This window comes from Brevundimonas sp. RM1 (assembly GCF_052907225.1).
Map to the genome: position 1 here is coordinate 259,779 of NZ_JBRERY010000001.1, position 24,191 is coordinate 283,969.

18 protein-coding genes and 1 tRNA gene are annotated in these 24,191 nt (G+C 66.8%); 13 read left to right on the forward strand and 6 right to left on the reverse strand.

Annotated elements, in window-relative coordinates; genetic code table 11:
* Positions 1 to 155 precede the first annotated feature (155 nt).
* Genes cyoA through ACU5AP_RS01360 form a run of 7 tightly spaced genes read left to right on the forward strand, consistent with a single transcriptional unit; the run spans position 156 to position 7,129 of the window.
* Positions 156 to 1,370 carry a ubiquinol oxidase subunit II gene (gene cyoA / locus ACU5AP_RS01330; protein WP_046653379.1) on the forward strand — a complete coding sequence of 405 codons (1,215 nt, stop codon included), beginning with the start codon at positions 156 to 158 and terminating at the stop codon, positions 1,368 to 1,370.
* Between the two features lie 14 nt (positions 1,371 to 1,384).
* The gene (cyoB, locus tag ACU5AP_RS01335; RefSeq protein ID WP_003165640.1) at positions 1,385 to 3,397 is read left to right on the forward strand and encodes a cytochrome o ubiquinol oxidase subunit I; all 2,013 of its coding nucleotides are present in this window, start codon (positions 1,385 to 1,387) and stop codon (positions 3,395 to 3,397) included.
* A gap of 4 nt (positions 3,398 to 3,401) precedes the next feature.
* Complete coding sequence (cyoC, locus tag ACU5AP_RS01340) at positions 3,402 to 4,046, forward strand: cytochrome o ubiquinol oxidase subunit III (protein WP_040345780.1); 645 nt, start codon at positions 3,402 to 3,404, stop codon at positions 4,044 to 4,046.
* Complete coding sequence (gene cyoD, locus ACU5AP_RS01345; protein WP_003165637.1) at positions 4,043 to 4,429, forward strand: cytochrome o ubiquinol oxidase subunit IV; 387 nt, start codon at positions 4,043 to 4,045, stop codon at positions 4,427 to 4,429. The genes cyoC and cyoD overlap by 4 nt, the downstream gene beginning before the upstream one ends.
* Positions 4,430 to 4,455: 26 nt before the next feature.
* On the forward strand, positions 4,456 to 5,223 hold the full coding sequence (locus ACU5AP_RS01350; protein ID WP_446680697.1) for an SURF1 family protein: 768 nt from the start codon (positions 4,456 to 4,458) through the stop codon (positions 5,221 to 5,223).
* Entirely contained in the window at positions 5,223 to 6,569 is a 1,347-nt protein-coding gene (locus ACU5AP_RS01355; protein WP_003165635.1) for an ATP-binding protein, read from the forward strand. Before ACU5AP_RS01350 ends, ACU5AP_RS01355 begins: the two co-directional genes overlap by 1 nt.
* 23 nt (positions 6,570 to 6,592) lie before the next feature.
* Positions 6,593 to 7,129 (forward strand): response regulator transcription factor, encoded by a 537-nt coding sequence (locus tag ACU5AP_RS01360; protein ID WP_087141195.1) that lies wholly within the window; start codon positions 6,593 to 6,595, stop codon positions 7,127 to 7,129.
* A 162-nt stretch (positions 7,130 to 7,291) separates the two neighbouring features.
* Here the strand turns inward: ACU5AP_RS01360 and ACU5AP_RS01365 are convergent, their stop codons facing one another.
* Together ACU5AP_RS01365 and ACU5AP_RS01370 are read right to left on the reverse strand one after the other, a co-directional pair.
* On the reverse strand, positions 7,292 to 8,506 hold the full coding sequence (locus ACU5AP_RS01365; RefSeq protein WP_446680698.1) for a CaiB/BaiF CoA transferase family protein: 1,215 nt from the start codon (positions 8,504 to 8,506) through the stop codon (positions 7,292 to 7,294).
* Between the two features lie 85 nt (positions 8,507 to 8,591).
* Positions 8,592 to 8,667, reverse strand: a tRNA-Lys gene (locus tag ACU5AP_RS01370).
* Between the two features lie 196 nt (positions 8,668 to 8,863).
* Here ACU5AP_RS01370 and ACU5AP_RS01375 point away from each other — a divergent pair.
* Entirely contained in the window at positions 8,864 to 10,279 is a 1,416-nt protein-coding gene (locus ACU5AP_RS01375; protein WP_088410037.1) for an amino acid permease, read from the forward strand.
* Positions 10,279 to 10,632, forward strand: coding sequence for an Hpt domain-containing protein (locus tag ACU5AP_RS01380; protein WP_003165631.1), 354 nt, complete (start codon positions 10,279 to 10,281; stop codon positions 10,630 to 10,632). The genes ACU5AP_RS01375 and ACU5AP_RS01380 overlap by 1 nt, the downstream gene beginning before the upstream one ends.
* A 37-nt stretch (positions 10,633 to 10,669) precedes the next feature.
* On the opposite strand, the gene ACU5AP_RS01385 is transcribed toward ACU5AP_RS01380, so the two are convergent.
* A complete protein-coding gene (locus ACU5AP_RS01385; protein ID WP_446680699.1) occupies positions 10,670 to 11,002 on the reverse strand; it encodes a chorismate mutase in 333 nt (110 codons plus the stop codon).
* A gap of 4 nt (positions 11,003 to 11,006) precedes the next feature.
* Positions 11,007 to 11,822, reverse strand: a complete 816-nt coding sequence (locus ACU5AP_RS01390) for a ferredoxin--NADP reductase (protein ID WP_003165629.1) — start codon at positions 11,820 to 11,822, stop codon at positions 11,007 to 11,009.
* Positions 11,823 to 11,942: 120 nt separating this feature from the next.
* On the opposite strand from ACU5AP_RS01390, the gene ACU5AP_RS01395 reads away from it, so the two are divergent.
* Complete coding sequence (locus ACU5AP_RS01395) at positions 11,943 to 14,225, forward strand: S9 family peptidase (RefSeq protein ID WP_446680726.1); 2,283 nt, start codon at positions 11,943 to 11,945, stop codon at positions 14,223 to 14,225.
* Positions 14,226 to 14,276: 51 nt separating this feature from the next.
* Positions 14,277 to 14,690: a low affinity iron permease family protein gene (locus ACU5AP_RS01400; protein WP_446680700.1), complete on the forward strand. Its 414-nt coding sequence runs from the start codon at positions 14,277 to 14,279 to the stop codon at positions 14,688 to 14,690.
* 220 nt (positions 14,691 to 14,910) lie between these two features.
* Here ACU5AP_RS01400 and ACU5AP_RS01405 read toward each other — a convergent pair whose 3' ends face one another.
* Positions 14,911 to 16,362, reverse strand: a complete 1,452-nt coding sequence (locus ACU5AP_RS01405; protein WP_181409288.1) for an amidohydrolase — start codon at positions 16,360 to 16,362, stop codon at positions 14,911 to 14,913.
* A 75-nt stretch (positions 16,363 to 16,437) separates the two neighbouring features.
* Positions 16,438 to 19,461, reverse strand: a complete 3,024-nt coding sequence (locus ACU5AP_RS01410) for a TonB-dependent receptor plug domain-containing protein (protein ID WP_128720396.1) — start codon at positions 19,459 to 19,461, stop codon at positions 16,438 to 16,440.
* Between the two features lie 342 nt (positions 19,462 to 19,803).
* Between ACU5AP_RS01410 and ggt the strand changes: the two genes are divergently transcribed.
* Positions 19,804 to 21,546 (forward strand): gamma-glutamyltransferase, encoded by a 1,743-nt coding sequence (gene ggt, locus ACU5AP_RS01415; RefSeq protein WP_446680701.1) that lies wholly within the window; start codon positions 19,804 to 19,806, stop codon positions 21,544 to 21,546.
* A gap of 71 nt (positions 21,547 to 21,617) precedes the next feature.
* Positions 21,618 to 24,065: a zinc-dependent metalloprotease gene (locus ACU5AP_RS01420; protein ID WP_128720393.1), complete on the forward strand. Its 2,448-nt coding sequence runs from the start codon at positions 21,618 to 21,620 to the stop codon at positions 24,063 to 24,065.
* The last annotated feature ends 126 nt before the right edge of the window (positions 24,066 to 24,191 follow it).

Consider the following 24,191-nt stretch of genomic DNA (forward strand, 5'->3'; position numbering starts at 1 on the left):
CGCGCCCGCGACAATAGAATGTTGAAACAGCCCCTTTGCTCCCGATGGTCGGAACAGGGGATAGGGCAGATTGTCCAATGTCGCCTGTTCGGGGGCGGGGTTACGGGGCCTGCAAGATGACCGTGCCCTTGCCTCGAACCTCGACTGGAGCCGCCGTGCGCCGACTGCGCCCCCTGTTGCTGTTGCCTCTTCTGGCCCTGCTGCCCGGCTGCGAGGCCGTGGTCCTTGCGCCCGCCGGCGACATCGCCGCCCAACAGCGCGACCTGCTGGTCATGTCCGTGGTGCTGATGCTGATCATCATCATTCCGGTGATGATCCTGACCGTCTTCTTCGCCTGGAAGTATCGGGAATCGAACAAGGAAGCCCGGTATGAGCCGGATTGGGACCACTCGACCCATCTGGAGTTGGTGATCTGGGCCGCGCCGCTGCTGATCATCATCTGCCTGGGCGCCATCACCTGGGCCGGGACGCACCTTCTGGACCCCTATCGGCCGCTGGACCGCATCGCTGAGGGGCAGGCCGTGGCCGAGGATCACCGCCCGCTGCAGGTCGAGGTGGTGGCCATGGACTGGAAGTGGCTGTTCATCTACCCCGAATACGGCATCGCCACGGTGAACGAACTGGCCGCGCCGGTTGATCGGCCGATCCGCTTCCACATCACCTCGACCGGGGTGATGAACTCCTTCTACATCCCCGCCCTGGCCGGTCAGATCTACGCCATGCCGGGCATGGAGACGAAGCTGCACGCCGTCATCAACCGCCCGGGCGAATACGTCGGCTTCTCGGCCAACTATTCCGGCGACGGCTTCTCGAACATGCGCTTCGCCTTCCACGGTCTGGATCAGGCCGGCTTCGACCAGTGGGTCGCGGGCGTGCGCGCCGCCGGTCAGGGGCTGGATCGCGACACCTATCTGGAGCTTGAGAAGCCTAGCGAGAAGGTGCCGGTCATCCACTACGCCTCCGTCGACGACCGCCTGTTCGACGCCGTGGTCAACATGTGCGTCGAGCCGGGCAAGATGTGCATGGGCGAGATGATGGACATCGACCGCAAGGGCGGTCTGGGCCTGGCGGCGGTCAAGAACACCCTGCCGCTGGTCTATGACAAATACGCCCGTCGCGGGGACGCCGTGTTCGGCGCCGGCGAGTCCTATGTGATGACGCTGTGCACCCCGCTGGAGGCCGAGGCCGCCGCCGTCGAGGCCGCCCGCCGCCGTCAGGCCTTCGGCGAGGACGTCGCCCGCGACACCCCGCTGAACCGGGTCATGGGGCAGGGGCTTGAACGCCCCGGCCGGTCCGAACCGAACGAGCGTTTCGCCTCCCTCTTCTCCGCGCCTTCCACGGCGTCCGCGCCCGCCGCGTCGCAATCCTGAGCGCCTGAACGATCATGACTGTCGAACACACCACATCGCCGCTTCTGGGCCGGTTGAACTGGGACTCGCTTCCGTTCCACGAGCCCATCCTGGTCGCCACCTTCGCCGTCGTCGTCATCGGCGGTCTGGGGATGCTGGCCCTGATCACCCGCTACAGGCTGTGGGGCTATCTCTGGAAGGAGTGGTTCACCACCGTGGACCACAAGAAGATCGGGATCATGTACATGATCCTGGGTCTGGTCATGTTCCTGCGCGGCTTCGCTGACGCCATCATGATGCGAATCCAGCAGGCCATGGCCTTCGGCGGGTCCGAGGGCTATCTGAACGCCCACCACTATGACCAGATCTTCACCGCCCACGGCGTGATCATGATCTTCTTCGTGGCCATGCCCATGATCACCGGCCTGATGAACTATCTGGTGCCGTTGCAGATCGGGGCGCGGGACGTCTCCTTCCCCTTCCTGAACAACTTCAGCTTCTGGATGACGACGATGGGGGCCGTGCTGGTCATGGCCTCGCTGTTCATCGGCGAGTTCGCACGCACCGGCTGGCTGGCCTATCCGCCGCTGTCGGGCATCGGCTACAGCCCCGGCGTCGGGGTCGACTATTACATCTGGGCGCTGCAGGTGGCGGGGGTAGGGACCACCCTGTCCGGCATCAACCTGATCGCCACCATCGTGAAGATGCGCGCGCCGGGCATGGGCCTGATGAAGATGCCCGTCTTCACCTGGACGTCGCTGTGCGCCAACGTCCTGATCGTGGCGTCCTTCCCGATCCTGACGGCGACGCTGGTCCTGCTGTCGGCGGACCGTTACATCGGCACCAACTTCTTCACGAACGACTTCGGCGGCAACCCGATGATGTACGTGAACCTGATCTGGATCTGGGGCCACCCCGAGGTCTACATCCTGATCCTGCCGCTGTTCGGCGTCTTCTCCGAAGTCACCTCGACCTTCTCGGGCAAGAAGCTCTTCGGTTACACCTCGATGGTCTATGCGACGGTGGTGATCACCATCCTGTCCTACCTGGTGTGGCTGCACCACTTCTTCACCATGGGCTCGGGTGCGTCCGTGAACTCCTTCTTCGGGATCACGACGATGATCATTTCGATCCCGACAGGGGCCAAGCTGTTCAACTGGCTGTTCACCATGTACCGCGGCCGCATCCGCTTCGAGCTGCCGATGATGTGGACGGTCGCCTTCATGCTGACCTTCGTGATCGGCGGGATGACGGGCGTCATGCTGGCGGTGCCGCCGGCGGACTTCGTGCTGCACAACTCCCTGTTCCTGATCGCCCACTTCCACAACGTCATCATCGGCGGGGTGCTGTTCGGCCTGTTCGCCGCCATCAACTACTGGTGGCCCAAGGCCTTCGGCTTCAAGCTGGAGAAGAAGTGGGGCCTGGTCAGCTTCTGGTGCTGGGTGGTCGGCTTCTGGATGGCCTTCATGCCGCTGTACGTCCTGGGCTTCATGGGCGTGACGCGGCGGATGCGGGTCTTTGACGACCCGGCCTATCAGATCTGGTTCATCATCGCCGCCGTGGGCGTGGCGATCATCGCCGTCGGCATCCTGGCCATGCTGATCCAGTTCGCTGTCAGCATCATCAACCGCGACAAGCTGCGCGACGAGACGGGCGACCCCTGGCACGGCCGCACCCTGGAGTGGGCGACATCCTCTCCGCCGCCGGACTACAACTTCGCCAAGACGCCGATCATCCACGACGGCGACGCCTGGTGGGACATGAAGGCGCGCGGCTATGAGCGCCCGACGGGCGGCTTCAAGCCGATCCACATGCCGTCCAACACCGGAGCGGGGTTCATCCTGTCGGCGCTGTCGCTGATCGTGGGCTTCGCCCTGATCTGGTACATCTGGTGGCTGGCGGCCGCGAGCTTCGCGGCGCTGATCGCCTACGCCATCTTCCACACCTTCAACTACAAGCGCGACTACTACATCCCGGCCGAGACGGTTCAGGCGACCGAGGACGCGCGCACCAAGGCCCTGGCGGCCGCAGCAGCGACGCAAGGGTGATCCGATGAGCCACGCACCTTCCCTCAACCCCGACTATGTCGACGACGCCGGGCGGCCGATCTTCCACCCGGTAGAGGAGCCGCATCACCCGGAAGGCCACAGCACCATGCTGGGCTTCTGGATGTATCTGATGAGCGACTGCCTCATCTTTGCGATCCTGTTCGCCGTCTACGCCGTGCTGGGCGGCAACTATGCGGCGGGCCCGGCGCCCAAGGATCTGTTCGATCTGCCGCTGGTGGCGGTGAACACGTCGATGCTGCTGTTCTCGTCGATCACCTACGGCTTCGCCATGCTGGCGATGTACCGGAACAAGGTGGCGCAGACGCAGGTCTGGCTGGCGGTCACGGGCCTGTTCGGCCTGTGCTTCCTGGGGATCGAGCTCTATGAGTTCGCCCACATGATCCACCTGGGCGCCACGCCCCAGCGCAGCGGCTTCCTGTCGGCCTTCTTCATCCTGGTGGGTACGCACGGCCTGCACGTCACCTTCGGCGTCATCTGGCTGGTCACCCTGATGATCCAGGTGGGTCAAAAGGGCCTGATCCAGGCCAACAAGCGCCGCCTCATGTGCCTGAGCCTGTTCTGGCACTTCCTGGACGTCATCTGGATCGGCGTCTTCACCTTCGTCTATCTGTTCGGGATGCTGCGATGAGCGCTGAAGCCCACAATGAGCACGCCGTGGATCATCATGACGATCACCACGGCGACGACCACGATCACGGCACCTACAAGGGCTATCTGATCGGGTTCGGCCTGTCGGTCGTGCTGACCGCCATTCCGTTCTGGCTGGTCATGGCCGGGGTGCTGGCGCCGCAGCTGACGGGCCTGATCATCACCGCCTTCGCCGTGGTGCAGATTGTGGTCCACATGATCTTCTTCCTGCACATGAACCATAAGTCCGAGGGCGGGTGGAACATGCTGGCGCTGATCTTCACCCTGGTGATCGTGGTCATCGCCGTCGCCGGTTCGGTCTGGGTCATGTATCACCTGAACACCAACATGATGCCCGTCCACGACATGCAGGGGATGGGCTGAGCCCTCTCGCCCGCGGAGACCGCCGTTTGACGCCATCGTCGGCCCCTGATCCGGTTTCCGGTCCGGTTTCACGTCGTCGACTGGTCGCGGGGCTGGCGGCGTTCGCCGTGCTGATCGCGGGCTTTTCGGCGCTGGGCGTCTGGCAGGTCCAGCGGCTGGCGTGGAAGCAGGAGCTGATCCGTCAGGTCGACAGCCGCATCCACGCCGATCCTGTCCCGGCGCCGGGGCCTGCCGACTTCGACGCCGTGACGCGTGAGGCGGACCAGTACCGCCGCGTCATCGCTAGCGGCCGCTTTACGTATGACCGCGAGGTGCGGGTGAAGGCGGTGACGGACCTGGGGCCGGGCTTCTGGGTCGTGACGCCGCTGACGGACGCGCGGGGCTTCACCGTTCTGATCAACCGGGGCTTCGTTCCGGCCGAGCGCGCCGCGCCCGAAACCCGCGCCGAAGGTCAGGTCGAGGGGCCTGTCTCCGTCACCGGCCTGTTGCGGATCAGCGAACCCGAGGGCGGCTTTCTGCGCGACAACGATCCGGCGGGCGACCGCTGGTTCTCGCGCGACGTGGCGGCGATCGCCGAGGCCAAGCAGTTGAGCGGCCCGGTCGCCCCCTATTTCATCGACGCGGATGCGACGCCCAATCCGGGCGGCTGGCCGCGCGGCGGGCTGACCGTAGTGCGGTTCGCCAACAGCCATCTGGTCTACGCCCTGACCTGGTTCGGCCTGGCGCTGATGTCGGCGGGCGGTGCGGTGCTGTGGCTGCGCGAGGAGCGACGCCGTAGGCTGGGAGGGCGATGATGCAGACCCAGACCCTGAGCCGCTTCGCCCGCACCCTGATGGGCATGGACGCCAACGCCGAGACGCCCGTGTCGCCGGGCGCGGCGGGGCGGCGCAACATGCTGCTGCTGATCCAGTTGCGCTGGCTGGCTGTGATCGGACAGGTGGCGACCATCGTCATCGTCCATTGGGGGCTAGGCATCCATCTGCCGCTAGGGCCGCTGCTGCTGGCGCCGACGGCCCTGGCGGTGATGAACCTGGTCAGCGCGCCCGTCACCCTGCGGCGCAAGGTCGTCACCGACCCCGAGATCCTGCTGGCCCTATGCGTCGACGTGGCGGCGTTGAGCTGGCTGCTCTACTTCAGCGGCGGGGCGACCAATCCGTTTGCGGCCCTGTACTTGATGCAGGTTGTGCTGGCGGCGGTGCTGCTGCGCCCGGCCTACGCCTGGGGCTTCGTGCTGGCGACCGGGGCCTGCCTGGCCTTTCTGGCGATCTGGCGGCAGCCTCTGGACCTGCCCGCCGGGGCCGACGCGCGGCTGGGCCTGATCCAGCAGGGCGCCCTGATCAACTTCATCCTGATCGCTGTGCTGCTGGTCGCCTTCGTCACCCGCACCAGCCAGAACGTGCGCGCCCGCGACGCCTATCTGGCCGAGGCCCGGCAGCAGGCGGCGGAACAGGACCACATCGTGCGCATGGGGCTGCTGGCGTCAGGCGCGGCGCATGAACTGGGCACGCCCCTGGCCTCGCTCTCCGTCATTCTCAGCGACTGGCGGCGGATGCCTGCGCTGAACCGCGACGAGGATATGGTGCAGGACATCGAACAGATGCAGGCCGAGGTCGAGCGCTGCAAATCCATCGTCACCAACATCCTGATGTCGGCGGGCGAGGCGCGGGGCGAGGCGCCGACCGTCACCACCTTGAAGGCCTTCCTGCAGGAGATCATCGCCGAATGGTCCGACAAGTCGGGGGAGGCCATGCGCGTGACCCTGGACGGCCCGGCGCCCGGCAATCCGTCCATCATCGTAGACCCCGCCTTGAAGCAGGTGTTCAGCGCCCTTCTGGACAACGCTCATGAAGCCGGAGCGCGGAACCTGGAGGTGCGGGCCGCCGCCGACGCGGGCGGGTTGTTCATCGCCTTCGAGGACGATGGGCCGGGCTTTTCTTCAGCTATTCTGGAAAAGCTAGGCCAGCCGTATCAGTCGACCAAGGCGCGGGCGGGGTCGGGCCTGGGGCTGTTCCTGCTGGTGAATGTGATGCGCAAGCTGGGCGGGACGGTCGTGGCTGTGAATCGGCCGAAAGGGCAGGGCGGCGCTGCCGGCGCCATGGTGCGCCTGACCTTGCCGATCGACGCCCTGGCGCCGAAATGAGGGGCCTGGAAAGAGGGAATGAGATGACCGACGAACCCCGCCAGCTTCTGATCGTCGAGGACGACGAGTCCTTTTCGCGCACCCTGCGCCGGTCGTTCGAGCGGCGCGGCTATCAGGTCGTCTCCGCTCACAGCCACGACCAGATGGTCGAACTGCTGAAGACGCACCATCCCGATTACGCCGTGGTGGACCTGAAGCTGGGAACGGCGTCAGGCCTGACCTGCGTGCAGACGCTGCACGCCTTTGATCCCGACCTGGTGATCGTGGTGCTGACGGGCTTCGCCAGCATCGCCACGGCGGTCGAGGCGATCAAGCTGGGCGCGCGGCACTACCTCGCCAAGCCCGCCGGCACCGACGCCATCGAAGCCGCCTTCGGCCGCGAGGCGGGTGATCCCGATGCGCCCCTGACGGCGCGCTCGACCTCGATCAAGACGCTGGAGTGGGAGCGCATCCACGAAGTCCTGGCCGAGACCGACTTCAACATCTCCGAAACCGCGCGTCGCCTGGGAATGCACCGCCGCACCCTGGCGCGGAAGCTGGAGAAGCGGCAGGTCAGCTGAGCCAAACGCCGCGCTCATCCCTGCCTCGCCGTCATTCTCGGGCTTGACCCGAGAATCCAGCCCCTCAACGTTTGAACAGGCATGGGTCGATGCGGTCGCCGTCGTGCTTGCTGGATCCTCGGGTCAAGCCCGAGAATGACGGCTTGAGAGAGGGGGGAGGCGTCACATCTCTGTCTTCAACACTCCCAACACGGCTTCCGTATCCTGCCCCAGTTTCGGCGGCGGGGCGTCATAGCGCACCGGCGTCTTCGACAGGCGGATGGGCGAAGCGACGGTGCGGACGGGATCGGCCAGGTCGGGCCGCGTCTGCTCGACGGTCAGGCCGCGATGGATGGCCTGGGGCTCTTCGAACACCTGGTCGATGGTGTTGACCGGGCCGCAGGGCACGCCCGCCGCCTCAAGCGCCTGCATCAGCCCCTGCATGGTGAAGCCTTGCGTCTTCGTGGCGATCAGCGGTCCCAACGCCTCGCGGTTGGCGACGCGTAGGGCGTTGGTGGCGAAGCGATCCTCGACCTGCAGCTTCAGGGCGCCGCACAGGGCGCGGAACTGGCCGTCGTTGCCCACGGCGATGATCACCATGCCGTCCGAGCAGGGGAAGGGCTGATAGGGGGCCAGATTGGGGTGGGCGTTGCCCATCCGGCTCGGCGCCTTGCCCGACACGAAGTAGTTGGTCGCCTGATTGGCCAGCATGGCCGCCTGGACGTCGAACAGGGCGATGTCGACGTGCTGGCCCTCGTCCGTCGCCCGCGCGTGCCACAAGGCCGCCAGGATGGCGTTGGAGGCGTACAGGCCGGTGAACAGATCGACGACCGCCACCCCGACCTTCATCGGCTCGGCCCCCGGCGCGCCGTCCGGCTGGCCCGTGATGGACATCAGCCCGCCCATGGCCTGGATCATATAGTCGTAGCCCGCCCGGTGCGCGTCCGGCCCGTCCTGGCCGAAGCCGGTGATGGAGCAATAGACCAGCTTCGGATTGACCGCCGCCAGCGAGGCGTAGTCGAGGCCGTACTTCTTCAGCCCGCCGGTCTTGAAGTTCTCGACCACCACGTCGCAGGTCGCAGCCAGACGACGCACGGCCTCGGCGCCTTCAGGGCTGGCGATGTCCAGTTCCACCGACTTCTTGCCCCGGTTGGCGCACAGGAAATAGGCGGCGTCGCCGGGCTGTCCCTCAGCCGTGGTGGTGAAGGGCGGCCCCCAGTGGCGGGTGTCGTCGCCCGCGCCCGGCCGCTCGATCTTGATCACCTCAGCGCCCAGATCGGCCAGGGTCTGCGTCGCCCAGGGCCCGGCCAGCACCCGCGACAGGTCCAGCACGCGCACGCCCGCAAGCGGACCGTGGGAGAAAGGTGAGGCGGCGGGAATCGAGACGGCGTCAGACATGCGCGTCTTCTAGCAGAAACCGCACGCGGCAGGATGGTTTCGCGCCGAAGCGACACCCATCCAACGATGCTGAGAAAAGAGACGATGGTGGGTGATCACAGGTTCGAACTGTGGACCCGCTGATTAAGAGTCAGCTGCTCTACCAACTGAGCTAATCACCCGTACCGTCGTCTGCGCCCTTGGTATGGCGCCGGTCCTTCGCGGCGGCGTTGATGGCCTCGGCGAAGGGCGCTCCTATTACTCAGGACCGGTGTCGGGTGCAAGCGTCAAATGCATCTTTTATCGCGATTGCATCGCGCGCTAAGGTCGCGCCTTGAATCAGCCGCCGGAAAGACGCGGCGAGGGGGAGTAGAGATTATGGCGTTCTGGAACCGTCGTCGCTCGATCGACGCGATGCTGGCCCCGCATTCGGGGCCGGGGCTCAAGAAAACCCTGGGTTGGCCGCACCTTATGGCGCTGGGCGTCGGCGCCATCGTCGGCACCGGCATCCTGACCCTGATCGGGGTCGGGGCGGGACTGGCGGGGCCGGCGGTGCTGATCAGCTTCGCCCTGGCCGGTCTGGTGTGCGCCTGCGCCGCCCTGGCCTACGCCGAGCTGTCGACCATCATGCCCGCCTCGGGCAGCGCCTATACCTATTCCTACGCCGCGCTGGGCGAGATCTTCGCCTGGGTCGTGGGGTGGAGCCTGATCCTGGAATATTCGCTGGTGGTGTCGACGGTGGCCGTCGGCTGGTCCGGCTACGCCGTGCCCTTCCTGGCGGGGCTGGGCGTCGACCTGCCGTTCGCCCTGACCGTGGGGCCGCACGTCGAGGGCGGGCTGATCAACCTGCCGGCCATCTTCATCATCGCCATCGTGACCGGCCTGCTGCTGCTGGGCACGAAGGAAAGCGCCACGCTGAACGCCATTCTGGTGTTCGTGAAGATCGCCGCCCTGGTGGTGTTCGTGGCCATCGCCATGCCGCACTTCGATACGGCCAACTTCACCCCCTTCATGCCGCACGGCTTCGGGGCGCCCTTCGTGCAGACGGGGGTGATGGCGGCGGCGGCCATCATCTTCTTCGCCTTCTACGGCTTCGACGCCATCGCTACGGCGGCGGAAGAAACCAAGAAGCCCGAGCGTGACCTAGCCATCGGCATCGTCGGCTCGATGGTGGTCTGCACCGTCCTCTATATCGCCGTCGCCGCCGCTGCGATCGGCGCCGCCCCGGTCGCCAGCTTCGCCGACAGCCCGGAGCCGCTGGCCCACATCATGCGCGGCCTGGGCCAGGGCGTCGCCGCCCAGTGGATCGCCGCCGCCGCCGTGATCGCCCTGCCGACCGTGCTGCTGGCCTTCCTGTTCGGTCAGAGCCGCATCTTCCTGGGCATGGCGCGCGACGGCCTGCTGCCCAACCGTTTGGCCAAAATCTCCAAGCGCGGCGTTCCGGCCGTGGTGACGGTGTTCACCGCCATCGTCGTGGCCTTCCTGGCCGGCATCATGCGTCTGGACGAACTGGCGTCGCTGGCCAACGCCGGCACCCTGATGGCCTTTATGGCCGTGGGCGTCAGCCTGATCGTGCTGCGCGTGCGTGAACCGAACCGCGAGCGCAAGTTCAAGGCGCCGCTGTGGTGGCTGGTCGGCGGCATCGCCATCGTCGGCTGCATCGTCTTCTTCTTCAGCCTGAAGAGCTCGACGCAGCTCTACTTCCTGCTGTGGAACCTGTTTGGTCTGGCTCTGTACCTGCTGTGGTCGTCGCGCAACTCGCGCCTGGCCAAGGGCGAGGAGTCCGAGGCCTGATGGCGAGACGCGACCTGTCGGGGGCGGTGGATTTCACCGTCCTCGAAGCCATGACGGCGGGCATGGATGATGTGACGGAGGAGGTGCTGGGCCTGTTCGCCGAACAGGCCCGCATGTGGTCGGCTATGCTGGACGCGTCCAGCGAGGGCTGGCGCGACGCGGTTCACACCATCCGCGGCGCCGGGGCGGGCATCGGGGCCAAGGCCTTGGCCCAGGTCTGCGAAGAGGTGGAGTTCGGCGAACAGGCGGCCGCGCCCGCCGGGCTGGAGCGGGTGAAGACGGCGCTGGACGCGGCCCTGGCCGATGTGGCGGCCTATCGCCATGAACTGGCGTTGAAGAGCCTTAAGGGCTGAGGGCGACTGTCCTTCTCCCCTTGCGGGAGAAGGAAGTTCAGACCCGCGTCTTGTCCCAGGTTCCGAACTCGTGGGCGATGCAGCGGTCGATCAGCAGGCGCCAGACCGGCTCGGCGATGTCGGGCGACAGGCCGGCGGGTTCGGCCGCCTTCAGCACCTTGGCCACCACGTCGTCGATGCGGGCCTGGTCGAAGACGGCGTCGCGGTTCGGCTTGATGCGGGCGGCGGCGTCCATATAGCGCTGGCGCTCGGCCAGCAGGGTCACAAGCGCCCGGTCCAGCGCATCCACGCCCTGACGCACATCCGCCATCGAGGCGCAGTTTTCGGGGGCCTTGCGCTCGTCGATGGCGACGGCGGCGGGAGAGGTCATCAGGTCAGCCGACAAAGGCGCGCTCCAGAACATAGTCGCCGGGTTCGGCGTTCGAGCCTTCTTTCAGGCCGTAGGATTCCAGCAGTTCTCCGGTCTCCTTGATCATAGCCATCGAGCCGCACAGCATGACGCGGTCGCTGTTGGGCGAAAAGCCGATGGGCAGTTGCAGGTCGGCGAAGACGTCGCCCGACTTGATGCGGTCGGTGATGCGGCCCGGCGTCTCGAACCGCTCGCGGGTCACGGTGGGGTAATAGGTCAGCTGGGCCTTGGCTTCGTCGCCGATCAGCGGGTCGTCGTGAATCTCGTGGCTGAAGAAGTCGCGATAGGCCAGGTCGGCGACGTTGCGCACCGTGTGGCAGACGATGACCTGCTTGAAGCGCGAGTAGGTCTCCGGGTCGCGCGCGACCGACAGCCAGGGCGCTAGGCCCGTGCCGGTGCCGATCAGCCACAGACGCTCGCCCCCGGTCAGGGCGTCCAGCACCAGGGTGCCGGTCGGCTTCTTGCCCATCAGGACGCTGTCGCCCGCGACGATCTTCTGTAGGCGCGAGGTCAGGGGGCCGTCCTCGACCTTGATGGAGAAGAACTCCAGCTCCTCGGCCCAGAAGGGCGAGGCGATGGAATAGGCGCGCAGGATGGGCTTGCCGCCGTCTTCGCCCGGCAGGCCGATCATGACGAATTCGCCCGAGCGGAAGCGGAAATCCTCGGGCCGCTTCACGCCGAAGCTGAACAACTGGTCGTTCCAGTGGCGGACCCACAGGACTTCCAACTCATGAAACGGACTGGCCTTGACGGGCGGCGCGGAGAGGGAGGCGTCAGACATGGCGACTACCTAGGCCGTCGCGGGCGGTTGCGAAAGGGTGGTGCGGCGATCCTTCTCCCGCAAGGGGAGAAGGACGAATTGCGGATGACGACGGAAGATTCCGTCTCTAGCTTCACCGCCATGCGCACTTTTCTTCTTGCTTCGACGATCCTGATGGCTGCGACCTCGGCCTTCGCCCAATCCTCGCCGCAGCCCGCGGCTCCGCCCGCCGCCACGGCGCCCGCGTCCTCGATCCTGACGGTCGAGCGGGTGTTCGCCAATCCGTCCCTGGCCGGGCCGGTGGCCAAGGGCGTCAGCCTGTCGCCCGACGGCGAACTGGTCGCCTTCCTGCGCTCGCGCGAGGATGACGTGGACGTGCTGGACCTGTGGGCCGCGCCGGTGAAGGGGGGCGAGCCGTTCAAGCTGATCGACGCCCGCGCCCTGGTCCCCGATGCGGGCGAACTTTCGGAGGCCGAGAAGGCGCGGCGCGAGCGGATGCGGATTTCCCAGCGTGGCGTGGTCGAATATTCGTGGGACGAGCAGGGCCGCTACATCCTGGCCCCGCTGGAAGGCGACGTCTTCCTGGCCAATCGCGCCGACGGCTCGGTGCGGCGTCTGACCGAGACGGCGGCCGACGAAATCGACGCCAAGGTGTCGCCCAAGGGGGCCTTCGTCAGCTTCGTACGCGATCAAAACCTGGTCCTGGTCAACCTGGAGACGGGCGCCGAACAGGCGATCACCACGGACGGCAAGGATCTGATCACCTGGGCCACGGCCGAGTTCATCGCTCAGGAAGAGCTGGACCGCGACACCGGCTATTGGTGGAGCCCGAACGAACGCTACATCGCCCTGCAACGCACGGACGAGAGCACGGTCGACGTCATTCCACGCCTGGACATCACGGGCGGCGGGGCCTCGGTCATCTCGCAACGCTATCCGCGCGCCGGACGGCCCAACGCCGTGGTCGAGCTTTATGTGCAGGACGTGCAGGGCGGTCAGCGGGTCAAGGTCGACCTGGGCGCCGACACCGACATCTATCTGGGCCGGGTGAACTGGGCGGCGGACGGCTCGGTCGCCTATGTCCAACGCCTGTCGCGCGACCAGAAGCGGCTGGACCTGCTGAGCGTCGATCCGGCCACGGGCGTCAGCCGGGTGATCGCCAGCCAGACCTCGAACGCCTGGGTCAACGTCACCCATGACTTCAAAGCGCTGAAGGACGGTAACTTCATCTGGTCCAGCGAGGAGAGCGGGTGGCGTCACCTGTATCTCTACAACAAGGACGGCCGCCGCCTGCGGGCGATCACGCGCGGCGACTATCCGGTCAAGGCGCTGGACGGCGTCAATCAGGAGACGGGCGAGGTCTTCTTCACCGCCTCCATGCGCGACGGCAAGGAATATCCGATCGAGCAGCAGCTGTTCCGCGCCAGCTACAAGCGGACGTTTAGCCCCACGGAAGTCACCCCGCGCGGCGGCTGGTGGAGCGCCTCGGTCAACAACACCGGCACGGCCTATGTCGGCAACTACAGCGACGTGAACACCCCGGCGCAGTCGGCGCTGTACTCGATCGATGGGCAGCGCGTGCGCTGGATCGAGGAGAACCGGCTTCAGCCCGGCCACCCCTTCTGGCCCTATGCCGAGCGTCAGCAGAAGCCGACCTTCGGAACCCTTCAGAGCCACGGCGAGACGCTGATGTGGCAGATGACGACGCCGCCGGGCTTTGATCCGTCGAAGACCTATCCGGTGGTGATGGAAGTCTATGGCGGGCCGTCGGGCGGCGGGGTGAAGAACGCCTGGCAGCCGGCCAAGACCCAGTTGCTGACCGAGGCCGGCTATATCGTCTTCCGCCTGGACAACCGGGGCGAAGGCGACCGTTCGGCGGCCTTCAAACAGGCCCTCTATCTGAAGATGGGCCAGCCCGAGATCGCGGATCAGGTCATCGGCGCGGACTATCTGCGCTCGCTGCCCTATGTCGACGACAGCCGGATCGCCATGATGGGCTGGTCCTACGGCGGGTTCATGAGCCTGATGGCGCTGACCGAGCCGAAGATGGGGCTGGCCGCCGCCCTGGCGGGCGCTCCGCCGACGGAGTGGAGCCTGTACGACACCGCCTATACCGAGCGTTATATGTCGACGCCGCAGGCGAACGTGGACGGCTACGCCGCCTCGGACGTGGTGAACCGGCTCGACAATCTGACCGGGCGTCTGCTGCTGATGCACGGCATGGCCGACGACAACGTCATCTTCGAGAACACCACGCGGGTTCTGAACGCCCTTCAGGAAAAGAGCATCCCCTTCGAGACCATGCTCTATCCGGGCCAGCGCCACGGCATCCGGGGCAATGATCGTCAGTTGCATCAGTGGCGGACCTATCTGGACTTCCTGGACCGCACCATCGGAACGCGGGCGCCGCAGAAGGCGGACTGAGGCGAACTCTGATCCGGCGGAACCTGGCCCTGCGGCCGTCGTTCCGCCGGAATGGAAAAGCTGTTCAATCATCTGGCGAACGCGACGGCCAAGCTTGCGGGGCGGCCGTGGACCTTCATCGTCTGCCTGGCGGTGGTGCTGATCTGGGCCGTGACGGGACCGGTGTTCAGGTACAGCGAGACCTGGCAACTGGTGATCAACACCGGCACGACCATCGTCACCTTCCTGATGGTCTTCCTGATCCAGAACACCCAGAACCGCGACGCCGCCGCCATGCACGCCAAGATGGATGAGCTGATCTATGCTGTGAAGAAGGCCGACGCGGCCTTCATCGGCATCGAGCATCTGACCGACAAGGAGCTGGCGGCGATCCTGCGGGAGGTCGAGCGGCGCGGGCGCGACATCCACGCCGGGCAGCCCGCGCGGGCGGTCAGGAGCCGTCCGGTGTCACGCGCGGAGGCCTGATCGGCCCCGCCGAAAAAACAGAGTCCAATTCGTCTGAATCGTCTGAAATCGCTCCGCGACGTCGGTGGAGCGCTCATGATGGCGGACGGACGGGAGGCGGCGGGCTGATCGCAGTAAGCCACGCGCAATCGCCGTGTTTTGCCGGGATTAGAGCGACGCGATAGGCGGGCTGCGCGACCCCTCCGCAGCAAGACGTGGAGGGATCGCGCAGGGAGCGGCCTTAATCGCGGTAGTTCAGCGCCGGGGCGCGGTCGCCCAGCAGGGCGCGGTATTGGAAGTCAGGGCCGCGGCGGCGCTCGAATTCGGCCTTGGCGGCCTGGATCGTCTCAGGGCTCTGGAACAGTTCGGCGGTGGTCAGGGCCAGGGTCTTGGCCGCCAGATGGGCGCCCTTCAGGCCGATGGTCGAGCCTGCCGCCACCACGTTCTGCCACGAGTGACCGGCCGAACCCGGCACGAAGGTCGCCGTCGACAGGCCGACCGTCGGCGTGACCCAGGACACGTCTGAGACGTCGGTCGAGCCGCCGAAGTCGCCGCCGATCACGGCGTCCTCGATCTGGCCGACGGACGCCAGGTCGGGCTTGGTGGTCAGGGTCTTCTGGATTTCCGACGCCAGGGCGGTTTCCTCGGTCGTCCAGGTGATGCCGCCGACATGGCGCAGGTTGCGGTCCATGACGTGCATCAGGGCCTCGTTCGGCAGCATGGAGTAGACGCCGCCGATGGCCTCGAACTCGACGCGGGTGCCGGTGCCCAAGGCCGCGCCGTCGGCCGCCAGCTTCACCCGCTCCAGCACGTCGCGGACGATTTCCGGGTTGTTGTGACGCACGTAGTAATAGGCCTCGGCGTAGGCCGGGACGACGTTCGGCGCCTTGCCGCCGTCGGTGATGGCGTAGTGGATGCGCGTGCGGTCGGGCACGTGTTCGCGCATCAGGTTGACCATGGCGTTCATGGCCTCGACGCCGTCCAGGGCCGAGCGGCCCTTGTCCGGCGCGGCGGCGGCGTGGGACGCCGTGCCGTAGAAGCGGAACTTGCCCGAGACGTTGGCCATGGTGTCGCCCTGGCGGGCCGAGTTCACATTGCCGGGGTGCCAGTGCAGCGACACGTCCACGTCGTCGAACAGGCCGTCGCGGACCATGTAGACCTTGCCCGAACCGCCTTCTTCGGCCGGGGTGCCGTAGACGCGCAGCTCGCCCTTGATGTTGTTGGCGACCATCCAGTCCTTCACCGCGATGGCGGCGTGAATGGAGGCGGCGCCGAACAGGTTGTGGCCGCAGCCGTGGCCCGCATGGCCGCCCGCGGATTCCTGGATCGGGCTGAGGGTCTGCGACAGGCCGGGCAGGGCGTCGTATTCGGCCAGGACCGCGATGACCGGACCGGAACCGTTCTTGAAGCTGGCCAGGAAGGCGGTCGGCTCATTGGCGATGCCGGGCGTGACGGTGAAGCCGGCGTCGCGCAACTGGCCCTGCAGCAGGGCCGAGCTCTGGGTCTCCTGATAGCCCAACTCGGCGAACTTCCAGATTTCGAGCGCGGCGTGGTCGAGGGCGGCCTGATTGCGGTCGACGGTCGAGACGATCTGCTGCTGGGCCTGGGGCGACAGCTCGCCGGCCAGGGCGGGGACGCCGACGCCGGCCAGGGCGGCGGCGAGGGCGAGGGCGCGCATCGAAACGGGCTTCATGGAGTACTCCGGGAACAAAAAGAAGGGAGGACGGAAGGCGTCGCCGCCTGCCGTCCCCGGACGATCAGAGATCGGTCAGAAGGTCTTGCGGATGCTAGCGTACCAGTAGCGACCGTAGGGCTGATAGACGGTGCCGACATAGCCGCCGCTGGACAGGGGCGGTTGTTCGTCGGTGATGTTGCGCACGCCGACGCGGACCGCCGTGCCGGATAGAAGGCCGCCGTCCTCGAACTGATATTCGCCGTACAGATTACCCGTCAGGGTGGCGTCGACGGTCCAGGGCTCGTTCGCCGCATTGGTGACGGAGTCGTCGTAGAGCGACGAGATGTACTGGGTGAAGGCGCCGACGGTGATGTTCTGATAGCGCCAGGTTCCCGACAGCGACCACTTCCATTCCGGGCGGCCGAAGTCGCGAAGCAGATCGCCTGCGCTGCCCGAGAAGTTGATTGCGGGATCGATGTCCCCGGAGTCCATCGCGTCCATCAGCTCCTGAACGCCCGGTGACGGCTCCAGATAGTATTTCAGGAAGTGCGAGACGTTCAGGTTCAGGTTGAAGTCGCCGTAGCGGGTGCCGCGCAGGCTCCACATGGCGCCCAGGTCCAGTCCCTCGACGGTCTGGGGCTGCTGATTGGTGTAGGCGTCCTTGATGTAGAGAATCTCGCCCGCGGGGGCGAGGCCGGTGCCCGCGAACAGGCGGATGTCCTCGGGCGTCGGTGCGGCGCGCACCACGTTGGGGTTCGAGCCGCCGCTCTTGCGCAGCAGATAGTCCAGGGTGATGGCGTTCTGGCCGCGGAAGATGCCGACCATGCCGGTCTGCTCGACCCGCCACCAGTCGGCGGTGAAGGTAAAGTCGCCATAGTCCGCTGGGATGAAGCGCGGCTGCACCACCAGGCCGAAGGACAGGGTCTCGGACTCCTCGGGCTGCAGGTCCGGATTGCCCGAGCGTTGCTCGGCGGTCAGGCGCGCGATCCGGGCGGTGCTGACGGCGTCGGCGTCGGGGAAGGTGGAGGGCGGGGTGAAGCTGCCGCCGCACAGGTTCATGTTGCTCAGCGCGCCGCGACGCAGCAGGGCCTCGCAATAGGCCCAGTCGGTGCTGGTGTTGGAGCGGGTGATGATCGTGGCGTTGATCTGTTCCAGGTTCGGGGCGCGGAAACCCTGGGCCCACGAACCGCGAACGCGGAACCCGTCGACGATGTCCCAGGCCGCCGCGAACTTGGGCTTGGCCACGTCGCCGAAGTCGGAATAATTCTCGAAGCGGCCGGCGATCTGGACCTCCAGGTTATGGACCAGGGGCACGCCCATCTCCGGCGAGACCAGCGGGGCGGCGAACTCGATATAGGCCGACAGCACGTCCCGTTCGCCGTAGGTGTCGGGGTTCATCGATGAGTTGATCAGGTCGCTGTAGGTCGCGCCCGATCGGTCGGTATAGGTGATCGTGCCGTCGATGCGGCTGTCGCGGTCGTCCAGCTGGGTCTCCGTACGGGCCTCGACGCCGGCGGCCATGCCGACCGGGCCGGCGGGCAGAGTGAAGAGGTCAGGCCGCGAGATCTTGAAGTCCCACATGCCCAGTTCGGTCTTGGTCTTGCGGACCATGTCGACGCCGATGGCGTCCAGCGCCGCCTGGCTCGACGGGGTGGAGTCGCCGTAGCGGGGGTGCGTCGGGTCGCCGCCGTTGAAGAAGTTGTAGGCGTCGGGCGTGGACTTGGACGCCCACTCGAACAGGCGCGTGGTCGAGATGTTGTCCGACACGTCCTCGGCCGTCGCTTCGGACCAAACCAGGGCGGTTTCCCAGTTCCAGCCGCGCCATTCGCCGCGCAGTCCGCCCAGGGCGCGGAACTGCTTGTTCGTGACCTCGACGCCGATCGGACCGAAGTCGTTGAAGCGATAGCCGCTGAGCAGCAGATCCTCGCCGGTCGGATTGTAGAAATTCGTGCCCGGAATGGTCATGACCACGGACGACAGGGTGTTGATCGGCGCCTGCCGCGCCTTGGACTTGGCGTAGTAGCCGCCCAGCTCGCCGAAGAATTCGACGTTGTCGTTGATCTCGTAGCGGCCGGTCAGGAACAGGTTGAAACGATCGACCTGGGGAATGACCGTCAGGTCTTCCTGGGCCGTATCGGCGCGCAAGGCAGCGTCAACCGTGGTGCCGTTCTTGATGCACAAGCCGTCGCCCAACTGCCGGATGCAGCCGGACAGGGTGTTGGGCTGGATGGTGAAGGCCGAGCGGTTCGCGCCGCCGATCGAGGTGGCGCCGTCCGCGACGCGGAAATAGCCCCAGGGCGTCAGCGACGAGACGCCGTTCAGCGTGGTGTCGTTCTCGAAGCCCGTTCCGGCGAACAGAGAACGGATGTCCACGGAGGCGGTGTAGTCCTGATCCAGCGTCGAAAGCTCGTCGCGGTGGTCGTAGTTGAAGAACAGGGACAGGTTGCCGCGTCCGTCGGCGATGTCCTTGCCGCCGTAGAAGGAGAAATTGCTCTCCCACATGTCGGTGCCCTCGGCGGCGCCGTACTGGGCGGAGACGGTCCAGTCGTTCATGTCGTCGCGCAGGACCGTGTTGACCACGCCCGCCACCGCATCGGCGCCGTAGATGGCCGCCGCGCCGTCGCGCAGGACTTCAAGCCGCTTCAGGCCCGACACCGGAATGGCGTTGGTGTTGTAGGTCAGGACGGGGACCAGGTGCTCGTTCGCCTGGGACGTCGGGTGCCCCACGACCCTGCGGCCGTTCAGCAGGACCAGGGTGTTGCCGATGCCGAGGTTGCGCAGGTTCACCGAGCCGGTGTCGCCGCGCGCCGAGTTGGACGAGGCCGGCAGATACCCCGAGTTGAACGTCACATCGCCCATCTGGGGGATGGAGCGCAGCAGTTCGTCGCCCGAGGTGGCGGCGGTCGCCTGGATCAATTCCTCGCCCACGACCGTGACGGGCAGGGCGGCGGTGACCTTCGCGCCCCGAATCTGGGAGCCGACGACGACGATGTCTTCGACCTGGGTGGCCTGTTCGTTGGCCGGCGTCTGCTGGGCGTGCGCCGTTCCGGCGGCGAGCAGGGCGGTGGAGGCCAGCATGGCGGCCTTTATGTTTCGACGTGCATGGACTGAACGCATGAGCTTGGCATCCCCGTGTTTGATCATCGCCTCGGCATCCCCTCCGATTGAGCGTCGTTTGATGGCCGGCGACCGTCGCGCAGCGCGCCGTCGCCTGAGTTTTTATCGATGGCGGACGATGCGCCGCATTTCAGACTAAAAGACGCCATAGTTAGCGACGTCAACCTTTTTGGGTTAAATATTGCCGATATTCAAAATAATGAGCGCAATAATCACTAAGAAATGCCCTTGAAGTCGACTTTTTAGCAATGCTATCGCTCGCTCATCGGATTTGAGGTCAGTCGTCGCGGTCCGCTCGTCGCTGTTCGAGGCGGGGCGGCGATGGATTGTGACGGGGGCTGCATGCACATCACCAAACCCAGAACCCTGGTCGCCTTGACGACGGCCCTGATGCTGATGGGCGGGCCGGTCCTGGCCAAACAGGCCGCGCCGGTCCGGCCCGCCGCAGGCAGCGGCGGAGACATCGTCAACTACGGCCAGATCCACAGCCCCGTGGTGGGGCGCGGCGGCATGGTGGTCAGCCAGAGCGACCCGGCCACCCGCGTGGGCGTCGAAATCCTGCGTCAGGGCGGCAATGCGGTGGATTCGGCCGTCGCCGTGGCTTTCGCGGAAGCCGTGACCCTGCCGCGTGCGGGCAACATCGGCGGCAGCGGCTACATGATCGTCCATATGGCGGCCACGGCCGAGCGGCCGGCCCAGACCATCGCCGTCAACTACTACGGCACGGCGCCGGCGGCGACGACGCCGGACCTGCTGCTGGACGACAGCGGCCGCTTTGACCGCAGCAAGCCGTCGGGCTTCATCAACGTCTCGGTGCCGGGCACGGTCATGGGCATGTGGGAGGCGCACGCGCGCTTCGGCTCCATGCCCTGGGCCGATCTGATCGCGCCGGCGATCAAGCTGGCCGAGGAAGGCTATGTCCTGTCGGACGGCGAGGCCGACGCCACGGCCGGGCGGGCGCGGGTGCTGGCGACCGATCCGGGCGCGCGCGAAGCCTATCTGAAGACGGACGGAACCCCCTATCGCGCGGGCGAGATCTTCCGCCAGCCTCTGTTGGCCGAAAGCCTGCGCAAGGTGGCGCGCGGCGGCGCCGATGAGTTCTACAAGGGCGAGTTGGCCCGCCAGATCGTCGCGGGCGTCCAGGCCCAGGGCGGGGTGATCACCATGGCCGACATGTCCGCCTACCGCGCCGACGTGTCAGAGCCGATCTGGGGCAGCTATCGCGACCATCGCATCGCCTATATGCCGCCGACGGCCTCGGGCGTCAGCGTCGCCCAGGCGCTGAACCTGTTGGAGCATTTCGACCTGCGCGCGATGAGGTGGGGCAGCGTCGACAGCCTGCACCTGATCTCCGAGGCGATGAAGATCACCTCGTCGGACCGTCGCCTGATCGGCGGGGCGCCGCAGTGGACCACCCCGGCGCATGGGCTGGCGAGCAAGGAATTCGCCGCCGAACGCGTTCGACTGATCGCCTTGGACCGCACCCTGAAAGCGGCCGATATCCCCGAGGGCAACCCCTATCCCTATGAGAGCCAGGACACGACCCACTATTCGGTCGCGGACGCTTTCGGCAATGCGGTGTCGAACACCTACACCCTGTCCAACTCCTACGGCGCGCACGTCGCCCCGGTGGGGACGGGCATCCTGCTGAACAACCACCTGGACAACTTCTCGTGGGGCACGCGCGGGGAGCCGAACTCGCCCGCGCCGGGCAAGCGCCTGGGTTCGACCATCACGCCGATGGTGGTGTTCAAGGACGACAAGCCCTGGCTGGTCACAGGCACGCCCGGCGGCGGCTACATCATCGCCACCATGGTCCAGCTGATCTCCAACGTGATCGACCACGATCTGAACGTGGCCGAGGCGGCCATGCGTCCGCGTCTGAACCAGGCGGGAGGCGACAGCCCGCTGGAGCTGGAAGGCGGTTTTTCGCCCGACGTCGAGCGCCTGCTGCGCGAGCGGGGGCACGCCGTGCGTCCGTCGATGACCATGGGGAGCACCCAGTCCATCATGGTCGATGGCGACCGTTTCCTGGGCGCGGCCGACACTCGGCGTCCGGATGCTCTGGCCCTGGGCGTACGCTGAGCCGCCGCTTGCTGTTTCGGCCGTTCGATGGTCTGAACGACCGTTGTTGAATCAATCGGAGGGGGAAGCCGATGTTGCGCAAGGTTCTGTTGGCGGGCGCCGCGGGTCTGGTTCTGGCTGGAGCGGCGGCTCCCGTAGCGGCGCAGTCCGCGCCCGCCTCGGCGGCGGCGTCGGCCGCCTGGCGGGACGGCCTGTTCGGCGTGCGACAGGACAGCGACAAGGGCAAGGTCTCGGTGCGCCTGCCCGCGCCGGACGCGGACGGGGTTCTGGGCCGTTATCTGTATCAGCCGGGTCTGTCGGCGGGCCTGGGCATGGACGGAGCGGGGCTGGATCGTTCGGGCCTGGGGCAGACGCAGATCGTGGTCTTCCGCAAGGTCGGGAACCGGGTCTTCGCCGCCTTCGAGAACCATCGCTTCCGCGCCGTGGACGCCGACCCGGATCAGGTCAACGCCGTCGCCGCCTCCTTCGTCTCGCCGATCGTCTGGTCGGCTGAGGCGACGGACGCCGGGGCCGACGGTTCGGTCACGGTGGACCTTTCGGGCTTTCTCGAGCGCGACGCGGTCAATGTGGTTTCCCGTCTGAAGCGTGCGCGGCTGGGGACGTTCAAGCCGGCCGCCAGCCTCGGCTACGTCGATACGGCCCAGACCCTGGTCTTCCCCGACAATGTGGAGTTCCAGACGGTCCAGACCTTCACCAGCGACGAGCCGGGCGGTGAGCTGTCGCGCGTTTCGCCGGAAACCCGTTCCGTCACCCTGGCGGTGCGCCATTCGTTCATCCGATTGCCGGACGAGGGCTTCCTGCCTGTGCTGCATGATCCTCGGTCGGGCACCTCGGCTCAGGTGACGGTGACGGATTTCGCCGCCGACCTGGATCAGCCGGTGGTCAGTCGGCTGGCCCGCCGGTTCCGGCTGGAGAAGACGGATCCGACCGCCGCGCGCTCGACGGTGAAGAAGCCCATCGTCTTCTACGTCGATCGCGCCGCCCCGCCCGCTATCCGCGAAGCCCTGATCGAGGGCGGCAACTGGTGGGCGCAGGCCTTTGAACAGGCGGGCTATCTTAACGCCTTCCGTGTCGAGCTCCTGCCCGAGGGGGCGCATCCGATGGACGCTCGCTACAACATCATCTCATGGGTTCACCGCGAGACGCGCGGCTGGTCGACCGGGACCAGCGTCAACGACCCCCGCACCGGCGAGATCGTGCGCGGCGTGGTGCAACTGGGCTCCCTGCGCGACCGTCAGGACAAGATGATCATCGAAGGGCTGATCGGCGCCGCCCGCAGCGGCACGGGCGCCGAGGACGACCCGGACCGTCTGGCCTATCACCGCCTGCGCCACCTGTCGGCGCACGAGATCGGCCACGCTCTGGGCATTGCTCACAACTTCGCCGCCTCCACCTTCGAGGGGCGGGCCTCAGTCATGGACTATCCGGCGCCGTGGGTGATCGCGGATGGGGACCGGCTGGACTTCAGCCAGGCCTATACGACCGGCGTCGGCGCCTGGGACCGCTATGTCGTCGACTGGCTCTATGGCGACGCGCCGGGACGTGATCCGATCGCGCGGCGAGCGGCCTTGGCCGCCGAGGCGCAAGCAAAGGGCTACCGCTTCGTCAACGACACCGACACCCGTCCGCTGGGCAGCCTGCAGCCTTACGGCGCCATGTGGGACAACGGAACCGACCCGACCGCCGAGTTCGCCAACACCCTGGCGGTGCGGCGCATCGCCCTGTCGCGCTTCGGCCTGGCCAATCTGCCCGCGGGCGCGCCGGCGGCGGACCTGCGCCGGGTCATCGTGCCGATCTATCTCTATCACCGCTATCAGACGACGGCGGTGGGGCGTCAGATCGGGGGCCTGGACTACAGCTACGCCGTCAGCGGCGAAGGGCGTGAGCGGGCCGAGGTCGTGCCTGCGGACAAACAGCGCGCGGCGCTGGAGGCCCTGATGCTGGCCCTGTCTCCGGCCGAACTGGACCTGCGCGACGATCTGATCGACCTGCTGTCCTCGGCCCAGTCGGGCAATTCGGATCGCCAGACCCAGATCGAGCTGTTCGAGGGCAAGACCGACGCCGTGTTCGATCCGTCCTCGGCGGCGGCGGCGGCGACCGAGGTGGTGTTTGAAACCCTGCTGGCGTCGGAGCGGCTGAACCGCCTGGTCGAGCAGGAGCGCCGCGATCCGGGGCAGTTGGGCCTGGTCGAGACGCTGGATCGGGTGGCGGTCGCCGTCGGGCCGGGCGCGGCGTTGAGCCCGCGTCAGGCCGAGCTGCGCCGCGTTGCCCGCGCCCGCTATGCGGCCCATCTGGCCGCGCTGATTCAGAGCAAGGATCTGTCCTCGACGGCGCAGGGTGCGGTGCGCGACAGCGCGCGGCGGTTCGGGGAGCAGTTGAAACGCTGCCGCGGCGACCGGCTGGAGACGGCCCAGTGCGCCTATCTGGCGGAGGCTCTGACCGGCCCGGTCGAGGGGCTGAAGGCGCTGAGCGAGACGCTGCCGGTCGCGCAGGCGGTGCCGCCGGGCGCGCCGATCTAAAGGCCCTTCTCCCCACCGGGGGAGAAGGTGTCAGGCGAAGCATGACGGATGAGGGGCTGTGTCCGCAAACGCGGGCGTCGAGAGCGTTGAGGCGTCCCCCTCATCCGAGCGCCTCCGACGCCCACC